Here is a 14,292-nt window from a genome sequence, read left to right on the forward strand (position 1 = left end):
CACATCGGCCACCTCGTCCAAGACATCCAACCTCGCGAATGCGCCAACTACTTCGCCAGCGCCGGCTATGGTTCAATAAAAATGTGAAACGCTCTAGGCATCTTGGAGGGGCGTCTCCGGGGGCGCCCGCACCCGGAGACGTGCGCTCGAGCCGAAATCAGCGCTTCGCTTTCTTGGCCTTTTTCTTCTTGGCCGCTTTCTTTGCCGTCTTCTTGGCGGCCTTCTTCACGGACTTCTTGGCTGCCTTCTTCGATGACTTCTTGGCTGTCTTCTTCGAAGCCTTCTTTGCCTTCTTGGGCGCGGCTTTCTTCGCGACCTTCTTGGCGGCTTTCTTCACTTTCTTGACTGCGGTGACGGCGGCGTCCTTGGTCGCTTCGACAGCGGTGGTCATCGTCTCCATCACCTGCGCGGTGATCGGCTTCTCGTCGTCCATATCGTGTCCCCCACGGTTTGCATGGAGTGACGACGATAGCGAGTTTCATAATTGTGTCAAAGCAACGTTCAACCTTTGCGGATCTTTGCGTAAGCGGCGAGCGCGCGCTCGCGTCCCTTGACGTGATCGATGAGCGGATGCGGATAGGTCTTTCCGAGCGTGATGCCTGCGCTCGCAAGTTCAATCGGTGTCGCCTGCCACGGCTGATGGATCAGCTTAGCCGGCATGTCCTTCAGCTCCGGCACCCAGCGCCGGACATAGGTTCCCTCAGGATCGAACTTCTCGCCCTGGAGCACTGGGTTAAACACGCGGAAATAAGGTGCGGCGTCCGCGCCGCAGCCGGCGACCCATTGCCAATTGGCCGGATTGCTACCGGCGTCCGCATCGACCAGCGTGTCCCAGAACCAGGCTTCGCCATCGCGCCAATCGATCAGCAGATGCTTGACCAGGAACGATGCGACCACCATCCGGACCCGGTTGTGCATTACACCGGAGTGCCAGAGCTCGCGCAGGCCGGCATCGACGATGGGATAGCCGGTGCGGCCGCGCTGCCAGGCGGCGAGCGCCTTCTTGTCGGCCTTCCAGGGGAAGTCGTTGAAGTTGGTCTGCAGGTTCTCGGTGGCGAGATTTGGATGGTCGTGGAGCAGGTGGCGGCAGAATTCGCGCCAGCCGAGCTCGCTCAGGAACTTTTCGGTGCCGGATGCGATCGCCGGATTCTCCTCGGCGGCAAAGCGCGCGGCATGAAATACCTGGCGCGGGCTGATCTCGCCGAACCGCAAATGCGGTGACAAGCCTGAGGTGCCTTCGCGATCAGGGCGGTCGCGGTCGCCGACGTAAGTCCGCGCGGTGTGCTTGAGGAAGTCGCGCAGGCGCGTCCGGGCTGATGCCTCGCCCGGCGTCCAGGTCTCGCGCAGGCCGCCGGCCCAGTCGGGCTTGGTCGGCTCGAGCTTCCAGTTCTCCAGTCTGTCGCTCGCGATCTTCGGACCCGGGCGCAGCTCCTTCGGGGCGGGCAGCGGCTTGGGTGGGTCGCCGAGCGACAGCACCCGTCGCCAGAACGGCGTGAACACGCGCAAGCCGCGGCCTTCCTTGTTGCGGATCGCCGAGGGCTGGACCAGCAGGTCGCCCGGAAAACTTTGCGAGTCCACGCCGAGCTTTGCCACCGCTGCTTCGAGCTGTTTCTCGACCAATTGATGCGGGGCCTGAGCGATCTCAATCCAATAGACGGCACCTGCGCCCGTCTCCCGCGCCACTTCGGGGATGACGCGGGCTGCCGATCCCTTGCGTAAAACCAGCGATCCGCCGCGCGCTGCGATGTCGGCACCGAGCGCGCGCAGCGACCGGGCCAGCCACCAGCGCGCAGCGCCGCCAGGGGCCCGTCCGGCCGCTTCGTCGAGCACATAAAGGCAAATCACAGGCGCGCCTGATTTGGCGGCGGCGTGTAACGCGGGATGGTCGGACAGGCGAAGGTCGTCGCGGAACCAGACGATGACCGGCGGGGGGCTTGGTGGGGGCAGGGCGCGTCCTCGTTTACATCTTGGAAAGCATGCCGGTGCTGTGAACCAGCGTTAATGGGGTCGTAAGCGAATTGCATGATTATGCAGGAATTCCGGGGGTAGTTCCATTCATGACCAACTCGTTAACGGCGAAGTTCGTGCCGCAGTTCAAGCTGGGTACCAAGGCCGTCTTGTGTGCCGTCCTGCTGATTGCGATGAATACCGCATTGGTGGTCGGCGCCGGCTACTGGTCTCTCACCTCAGCCTTCAACGATCGCGCACTGCGCGACATCGAGGTCAGCCTGCGCACGCTCGCGCTGGCCTTCGCCGAGGTCGTTCCTGACGCGAAGATCACGATGCGCGATGGCGCGGTGGCGCGCGCCGAAATCGCCAAGATGCCTGAGTTCAAAGATCACGCCATCGTCGATCGTGCGGTGTCCTATGTCGGGGGCAATGCGACCCTGTTCGTGTTCGACGATGCGAGCGGGCAGTTCGTCCGCCGCTCGACCAATGTGAAGAAGGAGAACGGCGACCGTGCCGTCGGCACCCAGCTTGCCGCCGACCATCCGGCACAAGCAGGCCTGCGCCGTGGCGAGGCTTATAAGGGGCCGGCCACGCTGTTCGGCAAGTCCTTCATGACCGCTTATTTCCCGATTGCGGATGCGACTGGCAAAATCGTCGGCATTCTCTATGTCGGCATCCCCATGGCCCAGTACGAGACAATGCTGTCTCATGCAATCGCGAGCATGGCGATCGCGGCGGGTATCGCGGCGCTGCTGGTCCTGGTGCTCACCATGCTGGTCGTGCGCCGCGTCACCGGGCCGCTGACCTCGGTCACCCGCTCGCTGACGGCACTCGCCAATGGCAAGAGCGATGTCGCGATCGATTGTGAGGACCGCGCCGACGAGATCGGCGAGATCGCGCGCACCGTTGCTGTGTTCAAGAACAATTCGCTGGAGCGGGCGCGGCTGCGCAGCGAACAGGCGGAAGCCACGGCAGCGGCAGCCGAGCAGCGCAAGGCGGACCTTCGCAACTTCGTCGCTGAATTCCGCAGCGGTGTCGGCGGCATCCTCGACAAGGTTCTGCGTTCCTCCGGCGAGTTCGAGCGCGTGGCGCGACAATTGACCGATACCGCGCGCTCCACCGCTGAATTGTCGGCGAAATCGGCCGGCGCATCCGAGCAGGCCTCTGATCACGTCCGTGCAGCGGCATCGGCCTCCGACGAACTGTCGCACTCGATCTCCGAGATCACCAAGAGAGTGCAGGAATCCAACGCGATCTCCGCCGAGGCGGTGCACCAGGCCGAGGCCACCGACCAGCGCATCGCACAGCTCTCGGAAGCGGGCGCGCGCATCGGCGACGTCGTCAAGCTGATCACCTCGATCGCCGAGCAGACCAATTTGTTGGCTCTGAACGCGACCATCGAGGCCGCGCGCGCGGGCGATGCGGGCCGCGGCTTTGCGGTGGTGGCCCAGGAGGTCAAGACGCTCGCCGGCCAGACCGCGAAGGCGACCGACGAGATCTCGACCCAGATCGCGAGCATGCAGCTTGCGACCGAGGAGTCGGTTACTGCCATCAAGGCGATCACCGAGACCATCGAGCGCATCAGCGGTATCGCGGGCTCGATCTCGGCTGCGGTCGAGCAGCAGCGCAGCGCCACCCATAATATCGCGGCCAGCGTTCGCGCCGCGGCTTCGGGCACCGCCGACGTGGCGGTCAATGTCCGTCACGCGGCCGAGGGCGCGAGCGAGACCGGCGAGACCTCGAGCCGGATGTTTGCCTCCGCACAGGCATTGTCGGGCGAGAGCCTGAACCTGAAGGCCGAGGTCGACAGCTTCCTCGACCGCGTGCAAGCGGCTTGATCAGGGAATGGCGGGCTGAAACCATCGGCCCGCCGTGACGTAGCTGACGGCATGATGTGACTGCCTGTGCTTCGCGGGCAGGGAGGCCGCCAGTGAACCGCATCGCCGTGCTTTATGTCGCAACCCTTGTCGTCCTGACCGGGCTGGATTTCCTATTCCTCGGGCTGATCGCCAAGGGCTTTTTCACCGCGCAGGTTGGCGACATGCTCGGTGATCTGAGGCCGGTGCCCGCCGTGCTGTTCTACCTTATCTATGTCGTCGGCGTTCTGATCTTCGTCAGCGGCTCAGCCGGCGTGACATGGCAGTCGACGCTGCTCTATGGCGCGCTGTTCGGGCTGTTTTGCTATGCGACGTTCGATCTCACCGCGCTGGCGCTGCTCAAGCATTGGAGCTGGCCGGTCGCGTTCGTCGACATCGGTTGGGGCGCGGTGGTGACCGCGGTCTCGTCGACCGCGGGTCTGTTGATGGCGGATCGTATGATCGGTTAGGCTCTTATTTGGGCTGCGGCACGATGCGGATGTAGGGCTTCGGTTCCTTCCAGCCCTGCGGATAGATCGTCTTGGCCTCGTCGTTGGAAACCGAGCCCGCGATGATGACGTCCTCGCCCTGCTTCCAGTCGGAAGGTGTTGCCACGCGATGCTTGGCGGTGAGCTGGAGCGAGTCGATCACGCGCAGGATTTCCTGGAAGTTCCGGCCGGTGGTCATTGGATAGACCAGCACCAGCTTGATCTTCTTGTCTGGCCCGATGATGAAGACGTTGCGGACGGTCTGGTTGTCGGCGGCGGTACGGGTGAGGGGATCGCCCGAGATCGCAGCCGGCAGCATGCCATACAGTTTCGAGACGTTGTAATCGGTGTCGCCGATCATCGGGTAGTTCGGAGCCGCGCCTTGCGTCTCCTTGATGTCCTCCGACCACTTCGCGTGGCGGTCGACCGGATCAACCGAGAGGCCCATCAGCTTGACGCCGCGCTTGTCGAACTCCGGCTTCAACCTGGCGAGAGCGCCGAGCTCGGTCGTGCAAACCGGCGTGAAGTCCTTGGGATGCGAGAACAGCAGGGCCCAGCTGTTGCCGATCCAGTCGTGGAACTTGATCTTCCCTTCAGTGGTCTCGGCTTCGAAGTCAGGGGCGGTGGTGCCGATCGGAAGTGTCATGGTTTGACCTCATCGCATTGAATTTGCTTGGGAATTGTTGTCTGGCCGTCGTCCCCAGTATAGGGGCTTGGCGACGTCAAGTGAACGGCAACTGAACTGCTTGAAGTAAAATGTGAATTCCTCCTCTGAAGGGCTGATTTCTCAGCACAATTTTGTTACGGCGGCGCCTGCGGCGAAACAACCCCACAGGGGCTTCACGGTCTCGATTGCCCCGATAATGCCTTTTATGACCCGCATCACGCACGCCCGACGCTCTCCGGAACCGAAACGGTGCTCGCAGCGACTAATCGGCAACCATTGAGAAAAGTCGCGATCCCCGCATCGAATCATTAACCACCCCTTTACGCCGGCATGAAAATGCTGGTCGATCAGAAGAAATCTGGAAGTGAACTATGTCTGCCGCACTGCCCAAGTCCTTTGAAAAGGCCGCCGAAAAGTCCGTTGAGTCGCCGTCCCTCGAACCGTCCTGCCGCGATACCGCGGCCCATGCCCTCACCATCGTACGCGACGGCGTGATCACGGCCGAAGGCCCGACCACCAAGGGCAGGGTGCACTTTTCCCGCTCCATCGATGCCGATGACACCGCCTGGTGCGCCCGGATCCTGACGGCCGCTGCCGTCAACGACCAGCCGGTCAGCCGCGCCGAAGCCGAGGCGCTGTTCGAAATCAACGAGGCCGCGACCGAACGTGCCGACGGCGGCCGGTTCGACGATTTGCTGGCCAAGGCCGTCGCCCATTATGCCGCGAGCGCCTCGGGCCTGAAAGTGCCGCCGCGCAGCGTCGCGCTGGCGCAGGGCACCGACATCGAGAGCTGGGCGCCGTCCTATGCCTCCAAGGTCAAGAGCGAGATGCTGGAGTGGATCGCCGGCCAGATGCGCGGCAAGCGCCAGAACAACCGTCGCCTGATGGCGATGGTGGCGACCTTCCTGGGCGCCACCGCGCTGCCTCTGGCGGGCCAACTGCCGAACGTGTTCGACATCGGCATGTAATTTCCGCGCCCCTTGCGAGGCGCGAGAACAAGCGGCGGGGTTATTTCCCCGCCGTTTTTTGTTTGCCGCTTTCCGGCTCGAGGCCCAGCGTGCGGCCGGGGAATCCGGCGGCGTCGAAATAACGCTGGCTGCCGACGCGCTGGACGTCGAGCACGGTCTCCAGACCATTCTCGGACTTCTTCTTTGACCGCTCGACGCCTTTGAATGCCTTCGGCACGACGCCGTTGGGCAGCGCCTCCGACATCACGCGACCGACCAGGCCGCCATTGTGCGAACCGCGCAGGCCGAGGAGCCGGGCGGCGGTCATGCCGACGTCGGCATTGCTGACCGGCAGCTCGTCGACATAGCCGGCTTTGAAGTCCGGACCGATCGCGGCCATGAAGTTATAGGTGTCGCCGCGGCTGAAGCTGCCATGCATGCCCTGGCCCTGGCGCAGCACGGTGTCGGCCACCTGCACCGAGCAATTGGTCGGCGCCTCGCCGCATTCGCTGGCATAGGAGCGGAAGTTGACCACGATCGCCGGCGTCGGCGTCGCCGCGTTGCCGCGCAAATTGATACGCGACAGCGGCAGCGTGCCGGGGAAGCGGCCGAGGGAGTCGTCGACGAACAGGCCGGAGACGTAGTCCTGCTCGAGCAGGGCTTTGATGGTTTTCGCCGCCAGCTTCTTGTCCTTGCTGGGCAGATAGATCAGGTCCGAGCCGCCATTGGTGGCGACGACGAGATCGGGCTTGGTCGGATCCTTGCCGAGCACGCCGTTGCCGGCCTTCGGATGAGCGTTGCCGGTGACGGCGGCGTTCTTGTCGTTGGGATCGAACAGGGGCAGGTCGAGTGCCTTGGCCAGATCGAGGGCGACGAAGCCCATCGGCAGGAAGTCCTTCGGCGTGTCGTCATAGCTGACCTTGGCCGAGGGACTGGTCTTGCTCTCCTTGGAGATGGTCGAGAAGCCGTGGTCGGCCTGGATCATGATGTTGGTGCTCGCGGCGAGCCCGAGCTCGTCCAGCGCCTTGCGGATCTGGGCGAGGTTGTTGTCGACGTTCTTGATGCTTGCCATCGTGCTCGGGCCGTTGATACCAGGCATGATCTGGTTGAGGCTGTCGCCCTGATTGTGCTGGGTGCCATCAGGATCGCGCGACCAGAACACCAGCACGAACGGCTTGTTGCGCGCCTTGAACATCGGCAGGACCACCTTGGTGGCGACGTCGGCGAAATAGGCCTGCTGCGCGACGTTGGCGACCGTGGTGCCGGGCGTCTTGGCGTCGCCCGCCTTTGCGTTGTCGCCGCGCGACGGCGCGGCGAGGGGAAGGCCGGCCTTGGTCAGGGCGTCCTTGACCTCGTCCGACAGCGCCACGCCGTTCTTGCCGCCGGTGGAATCGTCGAACACGACCGAATGCTGGCCGGCCTTCTCGGGATGGTCAGTGTGGTCGAACTGGTAGGTCGGGCCGACCTTGCCGATCGCCGCGGTGCTGAGGCCCTTGTCGCGGGCCATCTTCAAGATAGTCTCTTCGCTGAGATAGTCGCCTTTGAAATGCTCGTCGATGTCGCCGAGCACGGCGTCGTTCTCGATGAAGGGGACCACGGTCTCGCCGGCGGGTACCGACGTGTAGTTGGTCCAGATCGTGTTGGAGAACACGCCGGTGTCGCCGAGATAATGGCCGGTCGACATCGCCGAGCCGTTGGCCATGGTGAAGGTCGGGAACAGCGAATGCGAGTTCTTGAAGTTGACGCCCTTGTCGCGGACCTCGGCCATGGCCGGCGCGGTCTCGGGGTTGATCTTCAGGGCGCGTAGCCCGTCGGGAATGAACAGGATCAGGTTGCGGGGCGTGTTGTTCTCAGCGGAGGCAAAACCGCTGGACAATAGTGTCAGTCCGGCTGACAGCAGCAGCAGTGAACGTCGCATCAAAATCTCCTGGCGGTGAGGCGGCTTGGCCGCCGACCGCGGCCCCCGGCAATCGTTTAGTTTTGCTGTATGACGGTTATGTTACAAGACCGGATCGGCATGCAGAAGTGACGGGGAGGCGAGGCGGCATCCACGGATTCGTCACGACGGGATGGCGACTCCGGGACACGAGAGCCAAGTTTGGTGCAAATCTCTCTCGACATCGTCATTGCGAGCGCAGCGAAGCAATCCAGTCTTTCCGCGGATACATTTCTGGATTGCTTCGCTGCGCTCGCAATGACGGAGTGTGTGGTGGCGGCGTCGCTCTTTCAATCCGCATCTTCATCGCAGACACTCCTTCGTATCCTCGCGGCCCATATCGCCCGAGCTATGCTTCGTCGCTTCACCCTTAGCTGAAAGAGGGCGCAGGGAAGACCGGGTGCCCGACTGGCACCCGCGGTCCGCTGTGCGAAGGATGCGCTACAAGAGGCTGCACAGCGGCATACGCCCCTCGTCCTTGGGCCGGGTTGCGCGACACATGCACCATTTCCGAATTTCGGTAAGTGGAATATTTTTGACGAGATGGATTGACCCGATGTTTGGGTGCTTTGCCCGACGGGCAACGCCATATCTGGAGCGCAGCGTAATCCGGGATTCCATCCCTATGGACACAGCGGTCCCGGATTTCGCTACACTCCACCCGGGCTACAGCCGCTGAAAACCATGCAAGATTCCGCACCGGGTTCCCCGTTAATCCCGTGCCTTAACCAATAATTAATTATAGGTTTGCGGGCGGGTGATGGACCGGCCTAGCGTTGCGATGGGGAGCAGTATCGCGAAGCCAAACGAGTGTGGTGCGTATCATGATGTCCAGATCATATGGGGCCTTGTTCGCCTCGCTCAGCGCAGCCGCGCTGCTCCTCAGCTCCAGCGAGAGCTTTGCACGACCGGGCGGCGCCGCGCCCCACGGCATGGTGACCGCTGCCGCGCCGTCGGCAGCAGTGCGTCCGCCGATCGCGCCGGGCGCGCGGTTCCACGGTCGCGGCAACCGCTTCAACAATCCCTGGGTTTACTGGCCGGGTGGCGGCGCTTTCTACACCGACGACGGAGCCGGCTACAGCGACCCGTTCGCCAATGCCGGCCAGGCCGTCACCAACGACGTTCGCTACACCTACACCTACGACGTTCCCTGGGACTGGGCGCATCGCTTCCCGCCGAACGTCGTGCCGTCCGACCGGCCCTATGTGCCGAGCTGTCCGACCGAGCAGGTCACCGTGCCCGGCCGCGGCGGCGGTGAGCACACCGTCAACATCATGCGCTGCTACTGAGCACGCGAGGCATTTCGCGGTTCGCTATAGAATGCCTGCCGCGGCCGCCTGGTCGCGGTCGGACTGTTTTTGCCTGACATTGGCGAGCTCACGGCTGCAAGCCACAAACGCGGTCGTTCCCGGGCGCAGCCCGAACTGACCGCAGACATCGCGATCCTCATCGGCAATGACGCGTGCGAGCTCGGCCTGCGCGGCCTCCCGGATCGCCGGCGCGGAGGCGAGTGCATGAACCCCGAGGGCCGTCACAACGGCAAGCACCAACGCGGCCGCGATGCCCAGGCGCTGCGTGTCGTCGGCCGTGTGCTGGGAAGAGCGGGCCTTGGTTCTGGCTTCGATCATGAAATCCTCGCATGAAATATCGATGGTCAAAAAATATCGTTCGAGCCGTCCGGCAAAATCGGCGGATGCAACACGAATACACGTTGCGCCGGAGCGGCGACGTGAACCAGATTACAAATTCCAGGACGGCACGTGCCTAAATTAAAAAAATCGATTCTAGCCCAATTCAAAGGTGGTTACACCGAACACGCGGCCAAGCCGCAGTGACGGGATCGGTCCAGTGTACATTCGCGCCGTTTCAAATGTCGGCTTCAGGCGGAGGGATTCCGCAAGCGTGATAGCATCGCGGTTCATCGCGGGGATGTCGAGCACAATCTCGTTGCTACCAGGGCTCGCCAGCAAAGCCTGCAATACGGCCTCCGCCGCGGCGCGGTCATCGGCTACTAGCGGGCCGATTTTGCGGCCAGTTCGGCAGGGACGGATCACGCCCCACGCGGCAAGCTTGCTGTCGCGCAGCAGTGCGCGGCCAACGTGTCCCGGCGTGTTGATCCAGGCGCGCAAGAAGGCCGGGCGCAGGGCAGGGAAGACGGTGGCGTCGTCGGCTTGCACAAGCGCAAATGGGATCGTGTCGAGCGCAACAATCTCGGCGGGCGGCCTTGGCGGCGCGGCAACGATGCCGCCATAGCGGATATTGGCGTAAGCCAGCTGGAAGCCGGACTTTCTGTAGTTGTCCTGTTGCGCCACGACACCGTCGAGACCGATCACGCGCGCGCCCGCATGCGCGATCGCAGCGTTCCAGATGCGCAGGCCGTGGCCTCTGCCACGGAAATCCGCGCGCACGATGTAGAAGCCGAGGAAGGCGAAGCGCTCGTCATAGGTGACGCAGGAGACTGACGCGATCGGCTCGCCGTCGATCTCGCCGACGAAGAAGCCTTTTGCATCGGGGATCGCGAAGCAGGCGGCATCTCGCAGGCCGGGATTCCAGCCCTCGGACGCGGCCCAGTCGATCGCAATGGAGATCTCCTCCGGCCGCAGATTGCGGATCTGCATATCGCTCATGTCGTGGCGCCTCGGGCAATGGACCTGCGGGCAAGGATGGCTGTAGAAGGCCTGATGACAGGCTGAGCCATAGCAGAGAACCTTGGGCTCGCCTCTACGCTATCACAGGGATATCAGGTCATGGCAGCAGAGAAGGTCGCACTCGTCACCGCAGGCGGAAGCGGCATGGGGGCGGGGGCCGCGCGGCGGCTTGCCGCCGACGGTTTTCACGTTGCGATCCTGTCGTCCTCCGGCAAGGGCGAGGCGCTCGCGACCGAACTCGGCGGCTTCGGCGTGACCGGTTCCAACAAGTCCAATGATGATCTGAAACGCCTCGTCGACGGGGCGCTGGCGAAATGGGGACGCATCGACGTGCTCGTCAACAGCGCTGGCCACGGCCCGCGCGCGGCGATCACCGAAATCACCGACGAGCAGTGGCACATTGGTCTCGATACGTATCTGCTCAACGTGATCCGTCCGACCCGGCTGGTGACCCCGGTGATGCAGTCGCAGAAGGGCGGTGCGATCATCAACATCTCGACCGCCTGGGCGTTCGAGCCGAGCGCGATGTTTCCGACCTCGGCGGTGTTCCGCGCGGGCCTTGCCGCCTTTACGAAAATCTTCACCGACACCCATGCGGCCGACAACATCCGCATGAACAACGTGCTGCCCGGCTGGATCGACAGCCTGCCGCAGACGGATGCGCGTCGCGACAGCGTGCCGCTGAAGCGTTACGGCAAGGTCGAGGAGATCGCGGCGACCGTCTCGTTCCTGGCGTCCGAGGGCGCCGCCTATATCACCGGCCAGAACATCCGCGTTGACGGCGGCCTGACCCGCTCAGTCTAGGGCTTGTTTGGTCCAAGGCTTATTTGGTCCAAGGCTTATTTGGTCCAAGGCTTGGCCTCGCTTGAGCCGTCCGCCGACTTGTGCGACCGTGGTTTCGCAGCGTTGTTGGATGTCCTCGCGAGGGTCGCATGGCCGATTGGGGATCCGGATACGTCATCGACACGGCCTATGTGCACGATTTCTGCCGCGTGCAGGTGCCGGCTATGCTCAGCTTTGCCGCGCTCGCCAAGGGCGTGGCGGCGCCCGGCGGACGTGGCGAGCCGCTTCATTATTGCGATCTCGGCTGCGGGCAGGGGCTGACCGCCACCATCGTCGCAGCCGCCAACCCCAATACAACAGTGTTCGCGGCTGACTTCAACCCGACCCATATCGCGGGCGCGCGGTCGCTGGCCGATGCCGCGGGGCTCGAGAACATCGTCTTTCGTGAGGCCGATTTCGCCGAGCTTGCCGAGGATGCCTCGGTGCCCGAGTTCGATATTATTGCACTCCACGGCGTCTATAGCTGGATCGGCGCGGATCATCGCAAGGCGATCGTCGCGCTGATCCGGCGGCGTTTGAAGCCCGGCGGGCTCGTCTACGTCTCATATGATGCGATGCCCGGCTGGGCTGGAATGGCGCCGCTGCGGCGGCTGATGGTGCAGTTGCAGGGCGCCCAGCCGCAGGTCTCGTCGAAACGGGCACTGGACCAGGCGCTGGCGCTTGCCGACGGGCTGAAGGAGGCCGGCGCGCATTTCTATCGCATGTATCCGCAGGCCGCCGTGCAGCTCGAACGGCTGCGCAAATTGCCAGCGTCCTATCTCGCGCACGAGCTTCTGACGCGCGACTGGCAGGCTTTCAGCTTCGCCGATCTCGCCCAGGAGCTCGCCGACGCGAAGCTGACCTTTCTCGGCTCGGCCCATCTCACCGATCATGTCGATCGCGTCAACTTCACGGACGCCCAGCGGGCGCTGCTGGCCGATCTCGCCGATCCCTTGATCGTTGAGACCGCGCGCGACATGATCATCGGTCGCCAGTTTCGTCGAGACATCTTCGCCAAGGGGTTTACGCCAATGGCGCCGATGGCGGCGCGGGAACGCTGGCTGGCGACGCGCTTCGTGCTGACGAGCCCGCGCGACGATATCGAGCTGACCTTCGATACGCCGCTGGGCCGCTTCCAGCTGCGCAGCGAGATCTACCAGCCCGTGATCGACGCATTTGCCGCAGGGCCGCTCAGCTTGCGCGAGGTGGTCGAACGTCTGCCGGAGACGACGATGGGCTGGGCCTCGCTCACCGATGCCATCAAGGTGCTGGTTGGGCAGGGGCACCTCGCGCCGGCGCTGCCGCTGGAGGAAGAGGCGGCGCGGCAGACATCGACGCAGGCGTTCAACGCGGCGGTGACGGCGCGCGCCAAGGAGACGTCGGAGCTGCGTTATCTCGCCTCGCCCGTCACCGGCGGCGGGGTCAGGGTCGATCCGCTTACGCAGCTCTATATGCAGGCGCGGCGCAAGGGCATCGCCGACCCCGCCGCGTTGCTGGCAAGCCTCGCCACCGCCAGCGGCGAGCGTTTTGAGAAGGAGGGCCAGAAGCTCTCCGCGGACGAGGTTCGCGCCGAGATATCAGGCAGGATCGCCGTGATCGACGCGCGAATCCTGCCGCTGCTCGGACGCCTCGGAGTAGCCTAGCTACAGCAGCGAAAAATCGTGCGCGTGTTGCAGCAACTGATGCAGCGCGTCGCTGTCGACGGAAGTCGTCGTCGTGCCGCCGCCCTGGTTCCCGCCATGGCCCGTCAGCGCACCGGCCAGCTTGATGTAGTCATCCCCGAGCGCGCCGACATCGGTGTTGAGCTTGTGCAAATCCGCATCGAGCTTGTGGAAATCATCGCCGAACTTCAGCGCGATCTGGTCGATCTTGAGGGTGCCGAAATTGTCCTGGGAGCCGGTGATGTCAGTGGCGATCTTGAGGAAGTCGTCGCTGACCTTGTGCAGGTCGTCGCTGACCTTCAGCGCGCCGCCGCCGAGCTTGATGAAGGCCTCGTCGATCGTCTCGGATCCCTTGAGATCGCCGAGCTTGAGGAAATCCTCGCCGACCTTCTGGAAATCGTCGCCGACCTTGTGCAGGCCGGCACTGAAATCGGAGAGATCGCCGGCCCATTTGATGAAGGAGTCATTGGCGCCTTCGCCCGATACGTGCAGTTTGAGCGTATCGACCCCGAGCTTGATCGCCTCGAAGCTTGCGGCCTGAAAATCCGTGTCGAGCTTGATGAAATCGTCGGACAGCTTGAGCCCGCCGCCGTCGCCGCCGGTTTCGGCGAACGTGCTCACCGTGGGCGCCTGGTCGGCGTATTTCAGGATGACGTCGTCGAACTTGTGCAGCACGTCGTCGAGCTTCAGCGTATCGAAGCCGAGCTTGATGAAGTCGAAGGCGACGTGCTCGACATCATGCTTGAAGTCGATCGCGACCTTGTGCTCGTCGAACTTCAGATTCTCGGAGAACAGATCCGTGAGCGCATCGCCGACGCGATCGAAATCATGTCCGAATTTGAGGAAGTCGTGATCGAGCTTGTGCGCGAGGAATTCGTCGAAGCCGTCGAACTTGAGGAAAAAATCGGAGGCCATGGCCTTAAGCTCCATGTCTCGGCAATTGATCGCAGCAATCCGCGGAGTGTAGGCAGCGGGCATCGCGAGTCAACCGTAGGGTTCACACGCAATAGGCAAGCGGCGCTGCCCCATCTCGATGGAACTCGCGAAGGTTGTCGGGTTGCTCGTCAACAGAAGATTCGCCGGCTGTGCTGGCATGTTTGCTCTTGTCGCGACACGGATCCAGCGTTGCGCGCCGTCGTGTCGTGGCGTTTGAGGCACACTCGTCACACTTCGGGTGCAGCGGACCGCACGCTACGTCACAGTCCATGCGAACTTCGTTGCAGCCCAAGACGCTGGGCGGTGTGCCGCCTATGCCTAGCCCATGCCGAAATCACCAAGCCGGTGCATTCGGAAAGCGCGCGTTTTGATCGCGTGGGG

The 14,292-nt window shown here is 63.4% G+C and carries 13 protein-coding genes; 6 read left to right on the forward strand and 7 right to left on the reverse strand.

The window, feature by feature from the left end; translation table 11 throughout:
* Positions 1-157 precede the first annotated feature (157 nt).
* Together L6637_RS33600 and L6637_RS33605 are read right to left on the reverse strand one after the other, a co-directional pair.
* On the reverse strand, positions 158-433 hold the full coding sequence (locus L6637_RS33600; protein ID WP_237861519.1) for a hypothetical protein: 276 nt from the start codon (positions 431-433) through the stop codon (positions 158-160).
* 68 nt (positions 434-501) lie between these two features.
* The gene (locus L6637_RS33605) at positions 502-1,893 is read right to left on the reverse strand and encodes a cryptochrome/photolyase family protein (RefSeq protein ID WP_237873425.1); all 1,392 of its coding nucleotides are present in this window, start codon (positions 1,891-1,893) and stop codon (positions 502-504) included.
* Between the two features lie 164 nt (positions 1,894-2,057).
* Between L6637_RS33605 and L6637_RS33610 the strand changes: the two genes are divergently transcribed.
* Both L6637_RS33610 and L6637_RS33615 read left to right on the forward strand, forming a co-directional pair.
* Positions 2,058-3,788 (forward strand): methyl-accepting chemotaxis protein, encoded by a 1,731-nt coding sequence (locus L6637_RS33610; protein WP_237861520.1) that lies wholly within the window; start codon positions 2,058-2,060, stop codon positions 3,786-3,788.
* Positions 3,789-3,880: 92 nt separating this feature from the next.
* Entirely contained in the window at positions 3,881-4,276 is a 396-nt protein-coding gene (locus L6637_RS33615) for a DUF2177 family protein (RefSeq protein WP_237873283.1), read from the forward strand.
* A gap of 4 nt (positions 4,277-4,280) precedes the next feature.
* On the opposite strand, the gene L6637_RS33620 is transcribed toward L6637_RS33615, so the two are convergent.
* The gene (locus L6637_RS33620) at positions 4,281-4,940 is read right to left on the reverse strand and encodes a peroxiredoxin (RefSeq protein ID WP_237861522.1); all 660 of its coding nucleotides are present in this window, start codon (positions 4,938-4,940) and stop codon (positions 4,281-4,283) included.
* Positions 4,941-5,332: 392 nt separating this feature from the next.
* On the opposite strand from L6637_RS33620, the gene L6637_RS33625 reads away from it, so the two are divergent.
* Positions 5,333-5,929 (forward strand): hypothetical protein, encoded by a 597-nt coding sequence (locus L6637_RS33625; protein WP_237873285.1) that lies wholly within the window; start codon positions 5,333-5,335, stop codon positions 5,927-5,929.
* A gap of 40 nt (positions 5,930-5,969) precedes the next feature.
* Here the strand turns inward: L6637_RS33625 and L6637_RS33630 are convergent, their stop codons facing one another.
* Positions 5,970-7,826, reverse strand: coding sequence for an alkaline phosphatase family protein (locus tag L6637_RS33630; protein ID WP_237873286.1), 1,857 nt, complete (start codon positions 7,824-7,826; stop codon positions 5,970-5,972).
* 842 nt (positions 7,827-8,668) lie between these two features.
* Between L6637_RS33630 and L6637_RS33635 the strand changes: the two genes are divergently transcribed.
* Complete coding sequence (locus L6637_RS33635) at positions 8,669-9,133, forward strand: hypothetical protein (RefSeq protein WP_237873288.1); 465 nt, start codon at positions 8,669-8,671, stop codon at positions 9,131-9,133.
* A gap of 24 nt (positions 9,134-9,157) precedes the next feature.
* On the opposite strand, the gene L6637_RS33640 is transcribed toward L6637_RS33635, so the two are convergent.
* Positions 9,158-9,502 carry a hypothetical protein gene (locus tag L6637_RS33640; RefSeq protein WP_237873289.1) on the reverse strand — a complete coding sequence of 115 codons (345 nt, stop codon included), beginning with the start codon at positions 9,500-9,502 and terminating at the stop codon, positions 9,158-9,160.
* Between the two features lie 126 nt (positions 9,503-9,628).
* Positions 9,629-10,471, reverse strand: coding sequence for a GNAT family N-acetyltransferase (locus L6637_RS33645; RefSeq protein ID WP_237873290.1), 843 nt, complete (start codon positions 10,469-10,471; stop codon positions 9,629-9,631).
* Between the two features lie 120 nt (positions 10,472-10,591).
* Here L6637_RS33645 and L6637_RS33650 point away from each other — a divergent pair, with 120 nt between their 5' ends.
* A complete protein-coding gene (locus tag L6637_RS33650; RefSeq protein ID WP_237861528.1) occupies positions 10,592-11,296 on the forward strand; it encodes an SDR family oxidoreductase in 705 nt (234 codons plus the stop codon).
* Positions 11,297-11,424: 128 nt separating this feature from the next.
* On the forward strand, positions 11,425-12,957 hold the full coding sequence (locus tag L6637_RS33655; protein WP_237873291.1) for a class I SAM-dependent methyltransferase: 1,533 nt from the start codon (positions 11,425-11,427) through the stop codon (positions 12,955-12,957).
* Here L6637_RS33655 and L6637_RS33660 read toward each other — a convergent pair whose 3' ends face one another.
* Complete coding sequence (locus L6637_RS33660) at positions 12,958-13,890, reverse strand: hypothetical protein (RefSeq protein ID WP_237873293.1); 933 nt, start codon at positions 13,888-13,890, stop codon at positions 12,958-12,960.
* Between the last annotated feature and the right edge of the window lie 402 nt (positions 13,891-14,292).

Source organism: Bradyrhizobium zhengyangense, assembly GCF_022012435.1.
GTDB lineage: Bacteria > Pseudomonadota > Alphaproteobacteria > Rhizobiales > Xanthobacteraceae > Bradyrhizobium > Bradyrhizobium zhengyangense.